17 protein-coding genes are annotated in these 21,087 nt (G+C 49.0%); 6 read left to right on the top strand and 11 right to left on the bottom strand.

The window, feature by feature from the left end; genetic code table 11:
• Nucleotides 1-106 precede the first annotated feature (106 nt).
• The 3 genes from QUB20_RS14365 to QUB20_RS14355 all read right to left on the bottom strand — a co-directional run bounded on the left by QUB20_RS14365 (nucleotide 107) and on the right by QUB20_RS14355 (nucleotide 2,873).
• A complete protein-coding gene (locus QUB20_RS14365) occupies nucleotides 107-1,765 on the bottom strand; it encodes an ABC transporter substrate-binding protein (protein WP_333248859.1) in 1,659 nt (552 codons plus the stop codon).
• A gap of 37 nt (nucleotides 1,766-1,802) precedes the next feature.
• Nucleotides 1,803-2,024, bottom strand: a complete 222-nt coding sequence (locus QUB20_RS14360) for a hypothetical protein (RefSeq protein ID WP_333291422.1) — start codon at nucleotides 2,022-2,024, stop codon at nucleotides 1,803-1,805.
• Between the two features lie 234 nt (nucleotides 2,025-2,258).
• Nucleotides 2,259-2,873, bottom strand: coding sequence for a hypothetical protein (locus QUB20_RS14355; protein ID WP_333042238.1), 615 nt, complete (start codon nucleotides 2,871-2,873; stop codon nucleotides 2,259-2,261).
• A gap of 759 nt (nucleotides 2,874-3,632) precedes the next feature.
• Between QUB20_RS14355 and QUB20_RS14350 the strand changes: the two genes are divergently transcribed.
• The 6 genes from QUB20_RS14350 to QUB20_RS14325 all read left to right on the top strand — a co-directional run bounded on the left by QUB20_RS14350 (nucleotide 3,633) and on the right by QUB20_RS14325 (nucleotide 11,612).
• Nucleotides 3,633-5,201 (top strand): serine/threonine-protein kinase, encoded by a 1,569-nt coding sequence (locus QUB20_RS14350; RefSeq protein WP_333248857.1) that lies wholly within the window; start codon nucleotides 3,633-3,635, stop codon nucleotides 5,199-5,201.
• Between the two features lie 886 nt (nucleotides 5,202-6,087).
• Complete coding sequence (locus QUB20_RS14345) at nucleotides 6,088-6,420, top strand: DUF6825 family protein (protein WP_333056057.1); 333 nt, start codon at nucleotides 6,088-6,090, stop codon at nucleotides 6,418-6,420.
• 111 nt (nucleotides 6,421-6,531) lie between these two features.
• Nucleotides 6,532-8,298, top strand: a complete 1,767-nt coding sequence (locus tag QUB20_RS14340; RefSeq protein WP_333248853.1) for an AarF/ABC1/UbiB kinase family protein — start codon at nucleotides 6,532-6,534, stop codon at nucleotides 8,296-8,298.
• A 782-nt stretch (nucleotides 8,299-9,080) separates the two neighbouring features.
• Nucleotides 9,081-9,812, top strand: coding sequence for a PP2C family serine/threonine-protein phosphatase (locus QUB20_RS14335; RefSeq protein ID WP_333056054.1), 732 nt, complete (start codon nucleotides 9,081-9,083; stop codon nucleotides 9,810-9,812).
• 67 nt (nucleotides 9,813-9,879) lie between these two features.
• On the top strand, nucleotides 9,880-11,082 hold the full coding sequence (locus QUB20_RS14330) for an anhydro-N-acetylmuramic acid kinase (RefSeq protein ID WP_333248851.1): 1,203 nt from the start codon (nucleotides 9,880-9,882) through the stop codon (nucleotides 11,080-11,082).
• 80 nt (nucleotides 11,083-11,162) lie between these two features.
• A complete protein-coding gene (locus QUB20_RS14325; protein ID WP_333056052.1) occupies nucleotides 11,163-11,612 on the top strand; it encodes a hypothetical protein in 450 nt (149 codons plus the stop codon).
• Nucleotides 11,613-12,047: 435 nt separating this feature from the next.
• Here the strand turns inward: QUB20_RS14325 and QUB20_RS14320 are convergent, their stop codons facing one another.
• The 8 genes from QUB20_RS14320 to grpE all read right to left on the bottom strand — a co-directional run bounded on the left by QUB20_RS14320 (nucleotide 12,048) and on the right by grpE (nucleotide 20,923).
• Nucleotides 12,048-12,245 carry an NblA/ycf18 family protein gene (locus QUB20_RS14320; RefSeq protein WP_006635253.1) on the bottom strand — a complete coding sequence of 66 codons (198 nt, stop codon included), beginning with the start codon at nucleotides 12,243-12,245 and terminating at the stop codon, nucleotides 12,048-12,050.
• 537 nt (nucleotides 12,246-12,782) lie between these two features.
• The gene (locus QUB20_RS14315) at nucleotides 12,783-13,511 is read right to left on the bottom strand and encodes a biopolymer transporter ExbD (protein ID WP_333248849.1); all 729 of its coding nucleotides are present in this window, start codon (nucleotides 13,509-13,511) and stop codon (nucleotides 12,783-12,785) included.
• Nucleotides 13,512-13,526: 15 nt separating this feature from the next.
• The gene (locus QUB20_RS14310; RefSeq protein ID WP_333234144.1) at nucleotides 13,527-14,312 is read right to left on the bottom strand and encodes a MotA/TolQ/ExbB proton channel family protein; all 786 of its coding nucleotides are present in this window, start codon (nucleotides 14,310-14,312) and stop codon (nucleotides 13,527-13,529) included.
• Nucleotides 14,313-14,553: 241 nt separating this feature from the next.
• Nucleotides 14,554-15,804, bottom strand: a complete 1,251-nt coding sequence (gene rsgA, locus QUB20_RS14305) for a ribosome small subunit-dependent GTPase A (RefSeq protein WP_333248846.1) — start codon at nucleotides 15,802-15,804, stop codon at nucleotides 14,554-14,556.
• A complete protein-coding gene (locus QUB20_RS14300; protein ID WP_333248843.1) occupies nucleotides 15,801-16,091 on the bottom strand; it encodes a sulfurtransferase TusA family protein in 291 nt (96 codons plus the stop codon). The genes rsgA and QUB20_RS14300 overlap by 4 nt, the downstream gene beginning before the upstream one ends.
• A 291-nt stretch (nucleotides 16,092-16,382) precedes the next feature.
• Nucleotides 16,383-17,513: a molecular chaperone DnaJ gene (gene dnaJ, locus QUB20_RS14295; protein ID WP_333056045.1), complete on the bottom strand. Its 1,131-nt coding sequence runs from the start codon at nucleotides 17,511-17,513 to the stop codon at nucleotides 16,383-16,385.
• Nucleotides 17,514-17,645: 132 nt separating this feature from the next.
• On the bottom strand, nucleotides 17,646-19,835 hold the full coding sequence (gene dnaK / locus QUB20_RS14290) for a molecular chaperone DnaK (RefSeq protein WP_333248841.1): 2,190 nt from the start codon (nucleotides 19,833-19,835) through the stop codon (nucleotides 17,646-17,648).
• 293 nt (nucleotides 19,836-20,128) lie between these two features.
• The gene (gene grpE, locus QUB20_RS14285) at nucleotides 20,129-20,923 is read right to left on the bottom strand and encodes a nucleotide exchange factor GrpE (RefSeq protein WP_333248838.1); all 795 of its coding nucleotides are present in this window, start codon (nucleotides 20,921-20,923) and stop codon (nucleotides 20,129-20,131) included.
• Nucleotides 20,924-21,087 lie beyond the last annotated feature (164 nt).

The following is a 21,087-nucleotide window of genomic DNA, read 5'->3' as shown; positions in this document are numbered from 1 at the left end:
GTATTTTAAAGTCCCAAAAGCCTTTCGACCCCAATTATTTACTTGCTACCCCTTGACAGTTCAAGACAGTATCTACACAATTAGATACAAGGAAAATCTGCCATATTCAAGACTTACTAACATCCTCAAAAGACTCCGACCCCAAAGGACTCGGAATCCAACCTTGAATATTCTTGCGTTTCCCTAAAAGCGGCTGCGAATGTACGATCGGCAAACGCACAGCTTCCCCATGCAAAACCTCGCTAACTTCCGCATAAATTTTCGCCCTAGCTGCTTTATCGCCACTCGCCCTCCCCCGATCCAAAAGTTCCAGAACTTTCGGATTTTTCCAATTTCCCAAATCCGCCGTCGAACCCGGCCCGAAGTGAGGATAATAAAAATTGTCGGGATCGCCATAATCTCCTGTCCAACCCAACATAAAAGCTTGAAAGCCGGGAGGTTTAAGCCGATCGGCTAAATAAGCAGACCAATCCTTTGTCAGCAATTTTACCCGAATCCCGATCGCGCTCAAATCCGCCGCCAAAGCCTCAGCGATCGGCTTCGGCGTGGGGAAATAGGGACGGCTGACGGGCATATACCACAAATCCAAATCAAAACCGTTCGGATAACCGGCTTTCGCCAGCATTGCTTTAGCTTGCTGCGGGTTAAATTCATAATCTTTAACTTGATCAGAAGTCGCCCAATTCAGCGCAGGCGGAAGAAATTGCGAATCATGTTTTCCGAGTTCTCCCCAGAAAGCTTTGACTATGGCGGGCTTGTTAATTGTTTGGGCGATCGCCCGCCTGACTTCCGGTTTTGACAAAGGTTCGTAACTCGGATTTAAGGCTAAATAACCGACATTAAAAGAAGGTCGCACAACAGCTTCTAAATTAGGATCTGCTTGAACTTCTTTCAGTTGATCCGGCGTTAAATCCACAGTAAAATCAAGTTGTCCAGCTCGTAGCTGAGCCAGTCTCGCCGCCGGATCATCAACAAAACGAATTACCAATTGATTGACTTTTGGCGTACCCGTTTTCCAATAATTCGGGTTTTTATCCAAAACAATGCGATCGCCCGATCGCCATTCCCGAAACACAAAAGGCCCCGTACCCACCGCCAGCGACCCCGGAGTGCCGTACTTAGCACCCGCTTTTTTCACCGCCGCCGGACTCGCCATCCCGAAATAAGCGGAACCTATCGCCGAGGGAAAAGCCGCAAAAGGTCGATTCAAAACAAATTTAATTGTAGACTTATCAACAACCGCCACATCTTTTACTAAAGAATCTTTTTCTCCCTTAAACCCGCCAAATAAATTTTTCCAAATCGGATAAGTCTTGCCCGCTTCTCGAAAACCGTTAGGATTTTTGGCATCCCACCAGCGATCCACATTAAACTTAACAGCTTCCGCGTCAAAATCCGTACCGTCGTGAAACTTTACCCCGGAACGCAACTTAAAAGTCCAAGTTTTACCATCTTTAGAACTTGACCATTCAGTAGCGAGACTCGGCTCAAGTTCCACAGTTCCCGGTTTGAAATCAGTCAAGCGATTGTAAATTTGGTCGATAACAATCACCGAATTGCCATCAGTAATATTTCCCGGTTCCAGGTTGATCGGCGGCCCACCAGCACCGTAAACTAAAGCCCCAGCCGGAACCGGAGCAGGAGTTGTCGGAGTTGAAGAATTATTGCTAACCGTGTTTGAGGTGGTGCTGCAATTTGAGAGAATTACAGCCATCCCAAAAACTATACTTAATAAAAATAAACGCCAGGGTTTTAACAATCTCATTTCAATAGCTCCAGTTTAATAGTAAATTTTACTTATATCAATAAATTCTAATTTGCTCTTTCTCTCCCCTCTGTGGTCTCTGCGTTCTCTGCGGTTCATTTAGTAAATTCTCTATTAAAAACCCATCTAAATTAACAAACCAAATAGAGCAGACTGATGATAATATCATGCTGGAGGGAAAAATATCAAGACACACCTTTACATTAGGCGACGCAACCAGCATGAAAGCTAAAATTTCCTGCCCAGCTAGATGGGTCATTCGATTTTAGATTGTAGATTTTAGAGTTACTCCCTGAATCTAGGGGGAGCATAAACATTCCTTTCCTCACCCAAAATATTTTTGAATATCTGCATATAACAACCAGATTCGGGATTCCAAAACATCAATATTTCTCTCTTCTCTCTTTCTCTGCGCCCTCTGCGCCCTCTGCGGTTGGAAAAAAATCTACTTTACTTCAAGCAATACGATGGCTATAGGCGATCGCACCAAACCCTACAAATCAAAACTCTCTTCACCAATACTTCCCAGTTCCCCGCTACCGAGAAACTCTTCCTCCTCTACTTCCTCACTCCCAGACTCGAAACTTTCCACCACAAACGGCAAACCAGCCGCCATCAAACCCCGTTGAATCAGTTCCGGCGTTTCCTCAAACAAAACAAATAGCGGATGAACAGCCTCAGCTTCATCGCTGTAAATATGTCTGTAGCGCTGCGGCATCACCCATTCGTAACCTTTATCCAGCCAAACCTGAGACTGCCGCCAGCGGCCAAGCAACTCAGAAAACTCTTCGCCCGGACGATGAATGAAAATCAAAATTTCCACTCCAATTTTAACTTTCCATTCAGGATCGCACATCAAAATCGCCAAATCGCAGGGCAAACAAACTGCCTGTCCGGGCGATATGCTAGTGCCGCTGCTTCCGGCATAAGAGACCCCGTCCCGCAAGCGCGCAATTGGCAAAGGAATTGTGATTAAACTCTCATGGGCGCGGCGGATACTCGGAATCATTTCCATGTAAACCCGATATTTTTTCAGCAGGGCGATCGCGGCAGAAGATTCGCTGTACTCTGCTAGTAAAGTCTCGTAATGTGATTGTTTAACAGACATTTTCAAACCAAAGAATAAGTAATTACTAATTGCTGCTAATTGCTAATCGATCGCTTCTCGTTACTAGGAAGACCCCATTGGTGACAACTTAAGCTCAAGTTCCCCCCTTCGGGGAACTTGAGCTTGCCTCCAGGCCTTGCTGTGTAACGCGAACAGCGATTGAAGCATTGATGGCTGTGGGCTACAAATGTCGGGAGAATGCTTACAGCCTTTTTATTTACAAGGTTTGAGCCATGTGCAGTCTCAAGATTAAGCCCGATACGATGCCTCTTTGTTATTTTATGCCGCTCGCCTGAACTTCATCTGAGCCAAAAAGGTAATCTGGTCTGTAATGTTTGACTCTGGGAGCAACATCAGACGTGAGAGTGTCAATTCCCCAAGCTCAAGATCGCCATCCGGCAATCTTAGTGCTCATAAGATTGCTCATAAGTCAACATAAAACCTAAATTTTTACAAAAATCGGCTAATTTTAAAGACTTGCTAAAGCAATGAGGGGTTGTACCCCCCATAAGTTAGAGTCTGATCATTATAGATGCACCCTGATGGCTTTCCCGTTCCACAAGAGCGGGATTTTTATTATTGGAAAGCCGGAGCGTGAAGTTTCACGCTACTACAGATAAAATGACGTGGGGATGCCAAGATTAAAGATATAGCAGAGCTAAAGCTCAAACTAGGGTGCCGATCGATCGAACCTCACCCCTAACTCTGCGAAATAACCCAAAGGCGGTAGCATAGTTTGGGAAACGGCATCAACTGAAGATGAACTTAGCGCCAGCAACAGTCCTGCAACAGGGCAAATACACAATTAACGCCACTTTAGGCATAGGAGGGTTCGGCATCACTTACCGAGCTATCCACACCCATTTAAACCAAACCGTCGTACTCAAAACCCTCAACGAAAGTCTGCGCCAACACCCAGAATCTGCCCAATTTCAGCAGCAGTTTATTGCCGAAGCCCAACACCGATCGCGGTGTCAGCATCCCAACATAGTCAGGGTAATCGACTTTTTTGAAGAAGCCGGACAGTCTTTTATTGCAATGGACTACATTCCGGGCCAAACTCTCGCCCAAATAGTCGAAACCGATGGGCCGCTCCCAGAAGCCCAGGCCCTGCACTATATTCGGCAAATAGCCTCAGCCTTAAGTACAGTTCACCACAGCGGATTGCTGCACGGAGATATCAAGCCAGAAAATATTATCCGGCGAGCCGATTCTCACGTAGTAATGTTAATAGATTTCGGAATTGCCCGCGGCTTTACCGCCGGCACCAAGCAAACCCACACCAACTTGCTCTCCCCTGGGTACGCGCCGATCGAACAATACCTCCATGACGGTAAATGTACATCGGCCACTGACATCTACGCGATCTCCGCCACCCTCTACTACTTACTCTCCGGCGTGGCGCCCGTAGCAGCACCCCTGCGCGATCGCATTCCCTTGACTGACTTACGGCAATTTCAGCCCAACCTCAGCCCAGGAATCGAGCGAGCCATCCTTCAGGGACTCGAAATCGACCCCCACAACCGCCCTCAGACAGTGGAAAATTGGCTCACCATGCTGCAAGAAACAGAGCGAGTATCAGTAAAAAGAAAAGGCAAGCAAAGTCTAAGATTGCCCGCACCTCCCCCGCCGCAGTTGACTTTTGTGGCATTTGTGGTAACGGCTGCAATTGCAGGCTGGATGGGTTTTGACCTAGCATCGCACTACAACAGCACCAGTCTCAGTAATAGTCCCAAAATTGAATCCTTCCCATCTCTCGAAGATTTGCTCAAATCCCGCGATTTATCAGAGCCGATGTTCGGACAGCCGTCTGTCGAAAGCACCCCTCTCTACCCCATCGAACTCAACAAGCTCCCCAAACCCCCCTTAGACAGCAGCAACATTCCCGAACAAATCGAGTCCTCAGAAACTAGCGCCGAACTTTCTGAGTCTCCAAACGAGGAAACTCCCGCCCCAGATCCCGAAGCGGAATCTGAGCCATCCCCGACGCCAGAACCCGCAGAGGAGCCTTCTGAGTCCCTCATTCCAGAGCCTCAAACCGAAATCGAGCCAGAGCCCGAACCAGAAGCCGCACCGGTACCGGAAGTTGCGCCCCTGCCTCCAGAACCGCCCGCCGCACCCGCCCCACCTGCCCCTGAGAGTGCTAGCGCTGAAACCTGGCCGTCGTCGGAATCCCCGTCACCAGTAATAGCCTCGCCGATCGAGCGATCGCCTGAGCCTGCAATACCAAGCGGCAGTGACAACTATTCAGATAGTTCGATCGCACCTGATTCACCACCCCCTGTTGCAGATCCCACAATGCCTTTTCCCGAACCTGCGACAAATTAGTATGGTTTTTGTTGGTTAAAAGTGCGGACAAATACTTGGTTTTATGAGTCAGCAAATATCCGCTCAGTAGTTGAGATAATAAGGCCCTACCTAGCCAACGACTATCTTCCAAAAACTTCCGTCGAATCTGAAAATCCCAACAGTCGCCGTCTGAGTTTATCGAATATTTCCTATTCCCTCGGCAATCTAAATGCCCGCAAAAAATTGCAGGACTGTTTTCTATTTGGATTTAAATTATGTTAGAATATGTGCGCGGCGCTGAGGTGGTGTGATGTCGCGTATTAATACTGCCAAGCTGCAAACATTTTGGTACAAAGCAACCCCAACCTCGAATTTGAGCCAGTGTAAGCGACGCTTTAGGGCTACGCCGTGGCGCGTTAGACTGTTCTAAATCTCAAGAATCCCATCTCCGACACTCGGGGTGGGAGTGTCAATTCCCCCAAAATTCCTTCCTTTGGGAGCAAGCATCATCGGGGACAAGCAAGTTATAATTTGTTGCGGAAGCGCACAGAGATTTTTTGTCAGGAACTCAGGGCTAAAGCCACTGAGCTTGTAAGAAATTACAAGCTGTTCTGACCAGACCCCTCTCAGGAGGAGGCGTTATTCAGGTCACGACACCGGAGAGTGCGACGCCAGTTTTCCGCTCTGTCATCTGCAATTAAACAGTTTTAAAGTCACTGAAACAGTGTTGCAGGTCTAACAAGCCTTTATAACCAGGTCGAGGCGAACATTACCCCGCAAGGGAGGAAGGAGACAACTGTATCTCCATTGGAGGGGCAACCATACCCCTCTAACCCCGAAAGGGGATTCAAGGCGGTTGAAACCGCCGAGTCGTTTTCCTCTCAGGTCTAAAGACTCTGAGTTTCCCACTTACCGAATATTTTTTATGAGTAAACCCCCAGTTCATGCTTTTTTTGTAGGCAGAGCACTTGCCGAAGCACTGTACGAGCAATTAGAAAGCGCAGCAACCAACGCTTTCTCTGAACTCGGCAAATTTGACGCAGAACAAAGAGAACGCCTGCGGCAGTTCACCGATCGAGTTGTGGAACGGGCCAATAGAGCTTCGGATGAGGCGATGCAGACCAGAACTGGCACCGATCGCACCACCACCATTCAAGACATCCATCCCGCTGATTTGCAAGCGACTATTGACGAGCTGCGCGCCGAAGTGGCTCTGGTGCGATCGGAATTGCAGCGTTACCGCAGCAGTTTGCCCTAGCGATCGACTCGACCACAACTATTATTTACAACGTGAGCGCATTGCTTTGCGCTCCTGCGCTCCTACTTTCAATCAAAGCAACAACATAAAATAAGCAATTTGGGAACCCAAGTGTCTGCTCTCCTTGATGACTCTGTTAATCGCCAGCGCTCCCCCAAGCACACTGGCGAAGCCGATGAGCAAAAAACTGCTAGTAAATCCTACAAAAGTAAAGCTTATCGCTGGAATCGCGAAAAATACTCCCGGAAGCGGCGCTTCTTCGACATTTGGGCCTTTGTCTTGCTCTGGCTGGCTTCGCTGTGGCTCGACAGCAAAAATTGGAGCTACTGGGGAGGCGTGACTGAAGAAAAGAAAGTTGCCAGACGGCGCTTTCAAGCTATCTGGGTTCGAGAAACACTCTTGGATTTGGGGCCAACTTTCATTAAAGTCGGCCAATTATTTTCCACCCGCGCCGACTTGTTCCCGGCAGAGTTTGTCGAGGAACTTTCTAAGCTGCAAGATAAAGTGCCTGCTTTCAGCTACGAGCAGTTAGAGGTAATTGTCGAGCAAGATTTGGGCAAGACAGTTCAAGAACTCTACCGCAGCTTTGATCCAGTGCCCCTGGCCGCTGCCAGTCTGGGTCAGGTACACAAAGCTCAACTGCATTCGGGCCCGGAAGTGGTGGTCAAGGTGCAGCGACCTGGACTGCGGAAACTGTTCGAGATCGATTTGCAAATTCTTAAGGGAATTGCCCGCTACTTTCAAAACCATCCTAAGTGGGGCCGCGGCCGCGATTGGATGGGGATTTATGAGGAATGCTGTCGCATTCTCTGGCTGGAAATTGACTATCTCCATGAAGGCCGCAATGCTGATACTTTTCGCCGCAATTTTAGCAACTGTGACTGGGTGCGGGTGCCGAGGGTTTATTGGCGGTACGCGGCTCCGCGAGTCCTGACTTTGGAATACCTGCCGGGGATTAAAATCAGCCACTACGAAGCTTTGGAAGCGGCCGGTATCGATCGTAAATTAATCGCTCAGTTGGGCGCAAAAGCTTATTTGCGCCAGTTGCTCAACGACGGCTTTTTCCACGCTGACCCACACCCCGGCAACATCGCAGTTAGTGCTGACGGTTGTCTGATTTTCTACGATTTTGGCATGATGGGGCAAATCCAGTCGAACGTCCGCGAAGGACTGATGGAGACGCTCTACGGCATTGCTTCCAAGGATGGACAGCGGATTATGGATTCTCTGATCAATTTGGGAGCTTTGGTGCCTACGGGTGATATGAGTCCGGTGCGCCGCAGCATCCAGTATATGCTGGATAACTTCATGGACAAGCCTTTTGAAAATCAGTCTGTGAGCGCGATTACCGACGACCTTTACGATATTGCCTACAATCAACCTTTTCGCTTCCCAGCTACTTTTACTTTTGTAATGCGAGCTTTTTCCACCATCGAAGGGGTGGGCCGAGGTTTAGATCCCGAGTTCAACTTTATGGAGGTGGCACAACCTTTTGCCATGCAGCTTATGACTAATGGAAATGGCCATGATACAAGTAGCAGCATTTTTAACGAAATCGGCCGTCAGGCGGCTCAGGTGAGTTCGAGTGCTTTGGGTTTGCCCCGCCGGATTGAGGAGACTATTGATAAACTCGAACAGGGAGATTTGCGGATTCGCGTCCGTTCTGCCGAAACTGAACGCTTGCTCCGCCGGATGAGCAGCGCTCAAATGGGCACGAATTATGCTTTGCTGATGAGTGCTTTTACTTTGTCGGCGACAATTTTGTTTGTCAGCAATCAGGTCTGGCCGGCTGTCGCTGTTGCCGTGCTGGCTGCGGGTGCAGGGTTTGCTCTTATGCGTTTGTTCAAGCGGATCGATCGTTTAGACAGGATGTCATAATTGTGCAATTTGCGATTTTAAATTTCAGGTTTGAGATTTCTCGCCAGCCCAAATTTGACATCGAATGTTAAGTTTGGGCTGGCTGACCACAGATTGCTGAAATTTACAACATTTAGGCCCTTTGAGGCTAAAAACCCGGTTGCTGCCTAGATTTCTCGCCAGCCAAACTTCTAATTTTGGGTAGAAATCCAGTTTTTTTTTGCAGGTGCTGCTGAATTTACTGGATTTACCGAAATTTTAAGATGGGATTACCATCATCAGAAAATTGGGTAGAAACCTCGTCCTTTTAGGACGGCTTTATATTACAATATAATTGGTCAACGACCCACCCGAGACGATGGATCAAACAGCCTATACGAGCGAAGTTCAGCCCGAGGTGCTGGCGGCGAAGCAAAATCGGTAGACCGGGAAAAGAGGATAGGGCAATGGTAAACATCCCTAGAATCAAAACTACGAAGAATTCCGTTTGGTATTCGACACATAAAAACCGCAGGGCTTGCGGGGTTAGTCTGTGGAGCGAACATAAGACCAAATCTCTTTTAGGGTGGAGGCAGTTGCGAAGAAGCAGAAATTCAAATCGTGAGGTTTGGGAATCCCCGTCCGCGACGGTCGGGGTGGAAGTCAAACGATCTACAATATGAGGTCAAGGAAGTGCAATTTTTCCAAAACTCGCGATCGCGGGCTGCAGAATTTCAAGTCCGTTCGGGATTTAAGTTTTGGAATAAAAAATCGTACCCCATTAAATCAAGCTTTCAAGTTCGATGAGTCCAATCACCCAATCTATGAAACGCTCTTTCGCAGGTAAGACAGACACAGGGCTAGTTCGTTCCGTAAATCAGGATTCGTACTACATAGACTCTGACGGGCGATTTTTCATAGTGGCCGATGGAATGGGAGGACACGCCGGAGGTCAAGAAGCCAGCCGGATTGCGACTCAGGCGATTCAATCTTATTTGCTCGAACATTGGGAAGGGCCAGAGGATTCTCCGCTGTTGTTGGAAAAGGCTTTTTTAATTGCCAATCAAGCAATTTTGACGGATCAGCTCGACCACCCGGAGCGTGCTGATATGGGAACTACGGCTGTGGTTCTAATGTTTAGGGATGAGGGCCGACCCTGGTGCGCTAATATCGGGGACTCTCGTTTGTACCGACTGCACGGATCTCGCTTGGAACAGATTACTGAAGACCAGACTTGGGTGGCTCAGGCTGTGAAAAGAAAGGCCCTAACTCCTGACCAGGCTCGCAGTCATCCTTGGCGTCACGTTTTGTCCCAGTGTTTGGGCCGCGATGATTTGCGGGAGATAGATATTTTGCCTGTGGACGTGCAGCCTGGGGATCGCTTGCTGCTGTGCAGCGATGGCTTGACTGAAGAACTTTCCGATCCTTTGATAGCTTCGCCTCTGAAGTCGATTCGCGCCTGCGAAGGTGCTGCAAATGCTTTAATTCAAGCAGCTAAGGATAAAGGTGGACGCGATAATATTACTGTGGTGATCGTGACGATCGACCTCAAATAATATTCATCGCCCGATCGCACCCGACCATCTAAAATCGAAAAATCTAAAATCTAAAATCTAAAATAGAATGACCCGCGTTATCGGTTTGATCAGTGGCACGTCGGTGGATGGCATTGATGCTGCTTTGGTGGATGTGGTCGGTTCCCAAACAGACTTGAAAGTGCTATTGGTCGCCGGCAAGACTTTCCCTTATCCTGCTAATTTGCGATCGCAAATTCTCTCGGTTTGCAGTGGCTCAGCTTTGTCAATGGCTGAACTAGCAGAATTAGATGATGCCATCGCCCAAGAATTTGCGACGGCAGCATTGACAATTCAAGCAGAATATGATAAAGCAGAATTAATCGGCTCTCACGGTCAAACTGTCTACCACCGACCTGCTGGGAAAGCCCAGAAAGACAGCGCTGGTGCGTTAATGGGCTACAGCTTGCAACTGGGGCGGGGCGCGCTAATTGCGGAATTGACAGGAATTACTACTGTGACTAACTTTCGCTCGGCAGACATTGCAGCAGGGGGTCAAGGAGCACCCTTAGTGTCAATAGTTGATGCCTGCCTGCTGGCGGAACCCAACCTCAGCCTCTGCATCCAAAATCTCGGGGGAATTGGCAATGTTACCTATCTTCCGGCAAGAGGCAAAGGGGGAAACAATGACGAGTCTGAGATTTTGAGTCTTGGGGATGGCATATCGGGCTGGGATACAGGCCCGGGGAATTCCCTGTTAGATTTGGCAGTACAGCACTTCTCAGGCGGCACTAAGACGATCGACGAAGGTGGAGCTTGGGCGGCATCGGGAACTCCCTGTCAAGCTTTAGTGGAGGATTGGCTCGCATCAGAGTTCTTCCGCCAAGCACCGCCGAAATCAACGGGGCGAGAGTTATTTGGTGTAGACTATTTTGACAGGTGTTTGGTCGAGGCCCAAGGTTACAACCTCAGTCCTGCTGACGTGCTGGCTACTCTGACAGAACTGACTGTTGCCTCGATCGTTCACAGTTACCAAACTTTTTTACCGGCTATGCCCGATCGAGTTTTACTATGCGGGGGCGGCAGCCACAATCTCTACTTAAAACGCCGATTGCAATCTCAATTGCATCCAGTGCAAGTGTTGACTACTTCTGAGGCAGGCTTGAATGTAGATTTTAAAGAGGCGATCGCTTTCGCGGTTTTAGCCGCATGGCGGGTTCGGGGCATTCCCGGCAATCTGCCTCAAGTTACTGGTGCCCGGACATCGGTACTTTTAGGAGAAATTAACTCTTGTTGGCACAGTTGGGCGTGATAGCATAGAGTCTGAGGGACAACGGCTGTGCGTTGTTGCACCAGCATTGTAGCCAGCAGGAAAAGCATAGGAACAGCACTGTGGCTCACACGTTTTTAATGGAATCTGGCCAATGGACGCTCGAAGGAAGCTGGATTGAGCGCAATGGCGTGCCAATTACGGTTAAAGGCAAAACTTTAGTGAGCTGGAACCGAACAGATTGGTTCAGTATGGTGACAAAGCTCGTATTTCCTGGAGGCGATCGCGAAGAGATTATTTTGCAGTACCGAGGACACCTCAACAGTGATGAACGGCAGTATACTTTTGTACTCCAACACAGCGAACTCGCCCGCGTCGAGGGCGAAGGTTGGATTGCTCCCCAGTCGATCGTCCAGCGTTATTGGGTATTGGGAGACGAACGCCAGCGGCGGACGGGTTTTGATACCCTTCACCGGGTTGATGAGAACCGCTACTACCAATCTAGCGGCATTATGTCAGGTCATTACTTGACCAGTACAATGGAGGCGACTCTGGAACGTCAGCCGGAATAACTCTTTCTAGAGTCCACAGTTGCCAGTTCTAGGGATTGTGATGTGAAAACTGAAGGTTTTGCTAGTCGGAGGTCGCGCTCAGATGTCCGACTAGCGCCATTGTTGTCAAACCTCATCCGCTGCAAATAAACACAAATATATTGAATTTGTTAAAAATTTTAAGTGGTTAAAAAATTAACACTTTTTATTAATAGTTGTCCAATTTTCGAGTTGAGACGCGATAAATTATCTTTGCACTCTCCAGTGGTGTCGATCGACAAACTGCTGACCTCGACTTCCACATTCAGTGAAATCCACAAAGGAATTGTCAAATTTTCCTCACGTCTTTACAGATGCGTTCTAGCTTCTGCCTTCGAGTGACGCCCCATCACCCCCAACTCCTTTCCGCCTGATGGAAGTGAGTAAGAGACGGAGGTCGCCGACTGCGACTCTTGGTTACTCAACACCTGGGTTAGGTTCTAAACCCCAGTGGTGTTTCAGAAAATGGCGGTACATGGTTTCTCGTAGCATCATTTGCTCGTAAAGCTTGACCAAAAACTCCTGAGCTTGTTCGCGGCTCATGTCACTTACCTGTGTTTTGAAGGAACACAGGCTAAATTGCTGTTCCAAAGACAATTCTGCTGGTTGGCTCATGACTTTGACTCCTCTCTAAGTAAAGGTGACTTAAAAGTGAACACCTGGATTAACCAGATTTGTAAGTTGTTTCAGCGATCGACAGTTGGTTTCGGGATGCCCGATTGCCCATCTGACTTTAGTCTATATTACAAAAGGTAACAATCATTTGACAAAATTACCATCTCTCCTAAGAAATAGCTTACTTAGCGATAGAGATGGCGATATGTCTGCAAAAGTTCCTTCCGCAGGCATATACAAGTGTATCTACTTGTCAAGAGAAAAAAGGCTCAGTACGAACCAAAAGAATTGAAGCCCTTTATACCAAATCCGGCGGAGAGAATCTCCGCGAGGGGGAGAGGGGGAGATGGGGAGAGGGGGAGATGAGGAGAGGGGGAGATGAGGAGAGCGGAAGAGCGGGAGAGCGGGAGATGAGGAGATTGGGAAAATTTCTATTTCTCTGTTCTCCCTTCTTCCTTCTCCCTTCTTCCGACGGACATCGGACTGACATCCGTTACATCCCTTACACAATCCGTTGCCGAACCTTCTTCCTTCTAACTAATTCGAGGGCCCGCCATCTTGCGGTGGAGTGGCGACTCCAGGACTGAAATTGGGAGCAGCGGGTGCAGGCGAAACAGGAGGAATGCCCTGATTTGCCCCAGAGTTGCTAGGCTGCCCAGGAGCCGGGAGAGGGGATTGAAACTGATTCGGATTGAACTGCTGCTGCCCGGGAGCGGGGAGAGGGGATTGAAACTGATTGGGGTTGAACTGTTGCTGCCCCGGAGGCACAGGAGACGGCAGAGGTTGACCTGAATTGCCGATCGCAGGTGCTCCAGGAATGCCAGAATTGGGAAGCGAGGGATTGGGCAATGGGGAGGAAGCCGAACTAGGAAGAGTTGCCAGGGCAACTCTATCGCCCCCTACCTCTCTCAATTTGTCTAAAACCTCGACAACCTTGGCATATCTAGCATTTTGAGGAGCGTACAGCACCATCAACCCCGTAGGATTTTGGCTTTGGAAACTCTTTAAAACTCGATCGAGCTGTTGGTAATTAACAGGCAATTGGTCGATATAAGTTTGCCCGAAATCGTCAATGCTGACAATCAGCATCTCTCGCATCTGCGTTTGTCCAGTCTTCGCTTTAGGCAAATCGACATTAATGGCTTGCTGGCGAGTCAGTTGCAAAGCCGCCAGGAGAAAAAACGTCAGAATGCAAAATATCACGTCAATTAAAGGCACCAGTTCAATCCGAGCCTCTTCAGCAGGAGTATCTAGATTAATCTTCATTAGTTCTCAGGAGTTTTAATTATTAGAAGGAGAATCTTCAGCCGGATCGGAACCTTTCAATTTCGGCTCCCGATTCCGTTCTCCCGGTTCTTGAGAATTGAGAGAACGCCTGTTCAAACCATCTGCACCAAAAGAAGAATTGCTGTATTCAGCAGCGGGTGCTCGACCCTTAGCATTAGCAGCGGGCCAGTATTGCCTGTAAAGCAATTCCAGTTCATTTCCAGCTTTGCGAAATATTTTTGCCTGGTTGAACAAAAAAGCTTGAAATATCCGATAAAACACCAAGGTAAAAATTGCTACTACCATCCCAGTAGCAGTCGTAATCAGCGATTCGCCAATGCCCGATGTCACGCCACTCGTGGCCGCCGTGCCGATGTCGCCCAGACGGATGGAACTGAGCGAGTTAATCAAGCCCAAAACAGTTCCCAGCAAGCCCAGCAAAGGCGCCAGAGCGATCGTAGCTTCTAAGATTTTGTCGCCGCGGCGCATCGAAGCCAACTCTTCATCGGCTGCTGCTTCGAGTGCGAGTCGAAATAAATCTGGTTCGGGATTGTAGAGCCGCAGGGGTGCAGAAAGAAATCGCCCGATCGGCTGTCTGTTAGCTTGTCTGGCCATCTCGTTAGCCACCCCCCAATCGCTGCGAGCGGCTTCCAGAATGCGGTTAACTATCTGCTTTTCTTTGCTCAGGAGGCTTGCCCAAAACCACAAACGCTCGATAATTGTACTCAAAGATAAAATCGATAACACCAACAGGGGCCACATGGCGGGGCCGCCTTTTTGAAACAGTTCTTGAATATTCACAATATTTTTGCTCCTGCAGTACCCGCTAACTTTTGCTTCTGTTCTACTTTTTTTAACAAATCTAAGGCCATTTAATTTTAGCTATTAATGTACTCAGGACTTACGCACTCGCCACTAAAGAAAGCCGGTTTTGCGAACGGCCCCTTGGGGTGCAACTAAGTATTTTCGTCAAGGAAACCCGGTTTCTGGGTAAGTCTTGGTACGGTTTTCTAGTACCTACGGCCGATGGGCGGCGACTTCCTCACAATTCCTCTAAGTCTTGACACATATCTTGGAGTGACTGGTGTTGAAGGCGGCGGGAAGAGCGGCGATATTTTTTAGTTTGCAGCTTCGGTTCGTAATGCTGCGTACCATCCGACTTGGTTTGCTGCTTCAAACTCGATTCGGCGCTGCTGGAGTTTTGCAGAGCTTGTTCGCGGACGATCGCCTCTTCGAGAAACTGCAAGTAATACTCATAGCGCTCCCAACCCCCCCGCACGACACAGTTAGGCTCGTCTCGGTGCGAACAGTCGCTAAACTGGCAGCTACCCAAAGCCAGCCTCTGGCGCGCTTCTGGGAAATATTCCGCTAACTCGGACGGATCGCATTCGAGAGCCGGTTGATTAAAGCCCGGAGTATCGGCCAAAAGTCCGCCGCCGGGAAGTTCAAATAGTTCTACGTGGCGTGTCGTGTGGCGCCCGCGGCCGAGTTTGCCGGAAACAGCGTTCACTCGCAGATTCAGGGCCGGGATCAGTTGGTTGATTAAGCTGGACTTGCCAACCCCAGAAGGGCCACAAATTACCGTTATTTTTCCTTGCAAATGGCTCAGAAGGAAGTTCGGCAACGGGCTATGTACGGGCTTTAACGGATTTAACGGATTGACCGAATTTGGCAATTGGGGGTTATCCTCAGAACTCAGCATAGATGGTTCTATTTTCTCCACTAAGTCATGGAAAGCTGGTTCCGATGCAGAAACTTCATTTTTGTCATTAGCGGGGGCTTCATGAACTCCTAAACCGCTGCGGACGCTAATAAACATTGGTTCGTAGCCCCAGCCTGAAAGCCGATCGCGCCACTGTTCCAACTCATCGGGCGTGACCAAATCGCATTTGTTCAGGCACAAACTCACCTCTAAACCTGTAGATTCTGCCTTGACTAAAAACCGAGTTAATGATGCGGGATCTAAGTCTGGTTCGGCGAGGGCAAAAACCAGGAGAATGCGATCGGCATTAGCTACAGGCGGGCGGTTGAGTTCTGTTTGGCGGGGGAAGACTTCAGAAATTGCACCCCGGCGGTCAGTCCAGTCCGGTTCGTCTACCACCACGCGATCGCCCACCATCACCTGTTGACCAATTTTTTTCAGTCGAGTGCGACGAGTGCACAGGAGAGTCGGAGAATCAGCGAGGGGAGCCTTTTTCCCGTCAATGGAGACTTCGGGATCTAACCTCACTTGGTAGAAGTTAGCCTGAACAGCAATTACAGTACCCACGATCGAGGGTGAATTCAGGCTCATCCTGCTTCCTTGTCTTCTGGGCGCTGCACTTTCATTGAAAAATAGCCCGACTCCGGCTCATCCGCGACAAATTCCGTTTCGAGAATCTGGTAGCCTTCCATTTTGAGACTATCGGGCACTTGTTCGATCGGCTCCCCAGCATCCAGCCACACCTCCAAAACAGCACCCGGTGCCATTTGCTCCAAGCGCAGTTTAGTGCGGACAAAATTCAGAGGACACGGAGTACCACGCAGATCGATTTTGGCATCTGGGGATTTGGGACTTTCAATTTTCGATGTTGAATTCATAATGTTTTTGGCAATCTCAAATCCTGAAAGCCTTAGTTTTTTAAACAAGTTGCCTGGAAACTGGAAAATCTAAAATTTTGTGTCCAATTGGACACAGACTATTATTCTTTCTCAAAAAAATGAGCGCAATTGCGCTCACTTTTTTGAGCGCTGCTGAAACCGAATGCCTAGAAACCGTCCCACCTGAGATTTTTGTGAGCAATTGCAAACAATTTTTTGACAGATACTAAAACAAATTGCCGGGGAATCCTCAAAGAGGAAAATTTGACACCCATGGGTGTCAAATTTTGCTTATTTCTGAAACAAATTGCCCAAAAATCCTTCCAAACCGCCTTTACCAGTACGATCGCCCTTCAGCTTAGCAAGCTGCATCAGCAATTCCCGTTCCTCAGCCGTCACCTTAGTCGGAATGTCAATAGACACCGTAATCAAATGATCGCCGCGACTGACTGGATTTCCCAACCGAGGCACCCCTTTTTTCTCCAAAGTCAAAACAGTATTGGCCTGAGTTCCGCTAGGAATCAACAATTCCGTCGGCCCGTCTACGGTTTCCACTTCCAACCGGCACCCTAAAATTGCTTGCAAATAACTAATTTTAACTTCCGAGCTAACGTTAGTGCCGTCGCGCTTAAATAGCGGGTCTTCATTCACCGCCAAGAACACGTAAAGATCCCCGGGCGGCCCGCCCAGTTTGCCGGCATCCCCTTCATTGGAAACCCGCAAGCGAGTACCGTTGTCAACCCCAGCCGGAATTGTGATTTTCAGCTTTTTCATCACTTCTTTCTGGCCGCGGCCGCCGCAAGTTTCGCACTTATCCTCAATCACTTGCCCGGTGCCGTTGCAAGTGGGGCAAACTGAAACTTGAGTAAAGCTGCCGAAAGGAGTGCGGGTAGCGCGTCGGACTTGACCACTGCCGGTACAAGTCGAGCAGGTTTGTGGTCTGGTTCCCGGTTTCGCGCCAGTCCCGGTGCAAGTTTCGCAGGTTTCTAGATGCTTGATTCGGAGTTCTTTTTCCCCACCAAACACTGCTTCTCGAAAATCCAGCCGCAAATCGAGGCGCAAATCGTCTCCGCGCACCGGCCCGCTGCGCCTACGACCTTGCTGTTGTGGCCCACCGACGCCTCCCTGAAAGCCCTGAAAGAAGCTTTCAAAAATATCGGCAAAGCTGTCACCAAAGTCTTGGAACCCAGGCGCGCCTGCACCGCTGACGCCTGCTTCGCCGAAACGGTCGAAACGGGCGCGGGTTTCTGGTTCTGAGAGTACCTCGTAGGCGCGGTTAATTTCTTTAAACCGCTCCTCGGCACCGGATTCTTTGTTGACATCTGGATGGTACTTGCGAGCTAGGCGGCGGTAAGCACGCTTAATTTCTTCTTTGTCTGCGCTGCGAGAAACGCCTAATATTTCATAGTAATCACCGGCCATAGAGCTGCTTGCCTGGAGGTAAATAACAAAAAGTGTACGAAAAAGAAACGGGCTACCTTTCCTGAAATTACAGATTAAAAATCAAAAATTCTCATTGTTAATTTTTAACTTTTAATTTTTAGCTTTTCTGTTTTAAAGGAAAGGATTCATATCATCAACTTCTGGTTCGGGAACCTTCTGTTTTTGTTTTGACTGTGGATTTGACTGTGGATTTGACTGTGGACTTGGCTGTGGACTTGGCTGTGGACTTGGCTGTGGATTTGACTGTCGTTTTGACTGTCGCTCCGGCTTTGATTCCGGCTTTGATTCCAGCTTTGGTTCCGGCTTTGGTTCCGGCTTTGGTTCTGGCTTTGGTTCCGGCTTTGGTTCCGGCTTTGGTTCCGGCGCCACCAGCAACTCTTCTTTCAGCAAAATGCTGTCGTCGTCAGCTTTAACCTCTTCTGGTTCTGATGATTCTACTTCTGACATCATCTCGCTTTCAACAACAGCTCCTGACGGGGCTACCCCGCTGCGGGCTTGGTCGTAGACTGCTGTCCCCAGCGAGTATAGCAGTTGCTTGAAAGATTCGATTGCGGGGGTGAGTTCCTCGATTGTGATGTCGGGGTTACTCATCGCTGCCCGCAAGGCTGCTGCGGCTGTTTCCGCTTCGGCCTTGAGCTCGTCACTCAGCAGTTGCGCGTTGGTTTTTAAAGTTACACCACAATTATAGACGAGGGAGTCAGCTTGATTTTTGAGTTCGACGAGTAGAGCGCGCTTGATGTCCTCGTCGGCGTAAAGTTCGGCTTCTTGTCGCATCCGCTCGACTTCGGTTTCGCTCAATCCCCCTGTATTGGAAATTTGGATGCTTTGTTCTTTTCCGGTTCCCTTGTCTTCAGCAGCGACTTTGAGAATCCCGTTGGCATCGATTTCAAAGGTAACTTCGATTTGAGGTACGCCACGGGGGGCTGGGGGAATGCCTTTGAGCAGGAACTTGCCGAGACTTTTATTGTCTTTAACCAATGCCCGCTCGCCTTGGAGGACGTGAATTTCTACCGAGGTTTGCCCGTCTGTCGCCGTGCTGTACATTTGCGATCGGCTCGTGGGAATAGTTGTATTGCGATCGATTACTTTGGTAAACACCCCGCCCAAGGTTTCGAGTCCCAGGGAGAGCGGCGTCACATCGAGCAGCAGCAAGTCTTTGACTTCACCACCCAACACTCCGGCTTGAATTGCCGCGCCTACCGCTACAGCTTCGTCGGGATTGACCGATTTATCAGGAGAAACGCCCCCAAAATACTTGCTAATTGCCTTTTGAACTGCCGGAATCCGGGTTGAGCCTCCCACTAAAATAATCCTGTCTATGTCTTTGGGGGTCAAACTTGCGTCTTTGAGGGCTTGAGTCACCGGATCGATCGTCGCTTGGACCAAATGAGCCACCAGTTTTTCAAACTGAGCTTTGGAGAGTTCCATTTCCAAATGCTTCGGCCCTTTCTCGTCAGAAGAGATGAAGGGCAAATTGATTGAGGTGGATTCCCGGTTGGAGAGTTCGATTTTCGCTTTTTCCGCAGCTTCTCGGAGGCGCTGCAAGGCCATTTTGTCTTGTGAGAGGTCACTGCCTTCTTGAGTGCGGAAAGCTTCTACCAGCCACTGCACAATGCAGTCGTCAAAGTCATCTCCTCCGAGATGATTGTTACCGGAGGTAGCGTTGACTTCAAAAATTCCGTCTCCCAGTTGCAGGATCGAAACGTCGAAAGTACCGCCGCCGAGGTCAAAGACCAAGATTTTCTGTTCTATATTTTGCTTGTCCAGCCCGTAGGAAAGGGCTGCCGCTGTCGGTTCGTTGACGATCCGCAGGACTTCTAGGCCGGCGATCGTACCGGCGTCTTTAGTAGCTTGCCGTTGGGCGTCTGTGAAGTACGCTGGCACTGTAATCACGGCTTGGGTAACAGTTTGTCCCAAATAAGCTTCAGCATCTTGCTTGAGCTTTTGGAGTACCATTGCCGAGATTTCTTGGGGAGTGTGAACCTTATTCCGAATTTGGACGTTAACGGTATCGTCTTTGCCTTTTATGCAGGTATAGGGAGTCCGCGCTCGTTCTTCTTCAGTGTCGTCCCACCGCCGTCCGATAAATCGTTTGATACTGTATACAGTATTTACAGCATTAGTTACAGCTTGCCGCTTGGCTAGTTGACCTACTAAGCGATCGCCCGCCTTGCCGAATCCTACTATACTAGGAGTTGTGCGGCCGCCCTCGGAATTGGCGATCACGACGGGTTTACCGCCCTCTAACACAGCTACGCAACTGTTAGTTGTGCCTAAGTCAATTCCAATAATTTTTCCCATAGCGCCTCATAAAACTTTGTGGGATGTTTGGAAACCTCCAACTACAGGTTGGGGGAAGAAAAACGACTCAGCTTGTTTAAACAAGCATTACCAGACTAGATTTGTAGGAAATAAACTTGATGTCCTAAAGCAATATCAAAGACCGGTAAAAACATTTTTCAGAATTTTTGGATAAAGCGCTGACGTGCTTTTAGTCATCTTTAATTAATAAGTTGGTGAGTCTGCCACCTGGGAACCCCCGAATTCTATTCGGGGGTAAGTGACTTTAAGGAATGCAGTAGCTTGTATCCCGCTTAACCTTCCGAACTATCGGGATTTTCATCTGAGGCTACCACAGATAGCCCAGCCGCTGCAACTTTCACTTTGGCGTGCCGCAAGACGCGATCGCCCAGAATGTAGCCGCGTTCTAGTTCTTGGATAATTGTTCCTTCCTCGTGTTCGTCAGTTGGCTCGCTCAGCAGAGCTTCGTGGAGGTTGGGGTCAAACTGTTCGCCTTCGGGCCGCATCGGAGAAACCCCGATTTGCTTGAGGCCGTCTACCATTTGCTTGTAAACGCTTTGGTAGCTTTTGTGAATGTTCATTTCGCCATCGGTTTGCGGCTTGATGTGCGATCGAGCGCGCTCGAAATTGTCAATTACCGGCAACAGGGGTTTAATCGTGAGACACCTTGCCTGTAAATCTAGCTCTTCTTTTTCCTTTTGGGTACGCCTGCGGAAGTTCTCAAAATCTGCTGCTAGGCGGAGATTTTGATTTTTCAGTTCTTCTAGTTGAGCGGATGTGGCTTGCAACTGAGTTTTTAAAGCCTCTTTTTCATCGTTGGCCTGGGCCAGTTCATTCTTCCAAGGCTCCGCCGCGTCTGCAGTCGGACTGTTGGTTGAACTGCCGGTGACGGTAGGCCCCGATGCGTTTGCTGGGGTGCGATCGCCCTGAGCACTTTGATAAGCTCGAGCAAGTTCGAGTTCCCAATCCGCCGATTCGTTCGAGTTTCCTGATGCCGCCGGATTTTCGCTTGCCATTGGCGAACCCTCTGGGGTGGTTTCCCCAGTTGAGTTAGGATCTTGATCTTGCTGTTTTTCCTCGTCAATCATAAAAGCTGCGCGACAGAACCCTATCAATTCTAGCAGATACAGTTAACCCGGTAAATCTAGAGGACTCGAATTTACTGTGTATGGCACAATGTGAAAAGAGGAAGTCTCGCCCGATCGGGAGACATTGCTCAAAGCTTTCCATAAAATATTCAAAGCCCCGTTTA

Origin of the sequence: Microcoleus sp. B4-C2 (assembly GCF_036705265.1) — a bacterium.
Classification (GTDB): Bacteria; Cyanobacteriota; Cyanobacteriia; order Cyanobacteriales; family Microcoleaceae; genus Microcoleus.
The sequence above is the reverse complement of the archived record's forward strand: the minus strand, read 5'-3'. Positions and strand labels throughout refer to the sequence as shown.

Excerpts from the sequence above, each read along its gene's own strand:
- QUB20_RS14365 (WP_333248859.1), bottom strand. The coding sequence starts at position 1,765 with ATGAGATTGTTAAAACCCTGGCGTTTATTTTTATTAAGTATAGTTTTT.
- QUB20_RS14360 (WP_333291422.1), bottom strand. The coding sequence starts at position 2,024 with ATGACCCATCTAGCTGGGCAGGAAATTTTAGCTTTCATGCTGGTTGCG.
- QUB20_RS14355 (WP_333042238.1), bottom strand. The coding sequence starts at position 2,873 with ATGTCTGTTAAACAATCACATTACGAGACTTTACTAGCAGAGTACAGC.
- QUB20_RS14350 (WP_333248857.1), top strand. The coding sequence starts at position 3,633 with ATGAACTTAGCGCCAGCAACAGTCCTGCAACAGGGCAAATACACAATT.
- QUB20_RS14345 (WP_333056057.1), top strand. The coding sequence starts at position 6,088 with ATGAGTAAACCCCCAGTTCATGCTTTTTTTGTAGGCAGAGCACTTGCC.
- QUB20_RS14335 (WP_333056054.1), top strand. The coding sequence starts at position 9,081 with ATGAAACGCTCTTTCGCAGGTAAGACAGACACAGGGCTAGTTCGTTCC.
- QUB20_RS14330 (WP_333248851.1), top strand. The coding sequence starts at position 9,880 with ATGACCCGCGTTATCGGTTTGATCAGTGGCACGTCGGTGGATGGCATT.
- QUB20_RS14320 (WP_006635253.1), bottom strand. The coding sequence starts at position 12,245 with ATGAGCCAACCAGCAGAATTGTCTTTGGAACAGCAATTTAGCCTGTGT.
- QUB20_RS14315 (WP_333248849.1), bottom strand. The coding sequence starts at position 13,511 with ATGAAGATTAATCTAGATACTCCTGCTGAAGAGGCTCGGATTGAACTG.
- rsgA (WP_333248846.1), bottom strand. The coding sequence starts at position 15,804 with ATGAGCCTGAATTCACCCTCGATCGTGGGTACTGTAATTGCTGTTCAG.
- QUB20_RS14300 (WP_333248843.1), bottom strand. The coding sequence starts at position 16,091 with ATGAATTCAACATCGAAAATTGAAAGTCCCAAATCCCCAGATGCCAAA.
- dnaJ (WP_333056045.1), bottom strand. The coding sequence starts at position 17,513 with ATGGCCGGTGATTACTATGAAATATTAGGCGTTTCTCGCAGCGCAGAC.
- dnaK (WP_333248841.1), bottom strand. The coding sequence starts at position 19,835 with ATGGGAAAAATTATTGGAATTGACTTAGGCACAACTAACAGTTGCGTA.
- grpE (WP_333248838.1), bottom strand. The coding sequence starts at position 20,923 with ATGATTGACGAGGAAAAACAGCAAGATCAAGATCCTAACTCAACTGGG.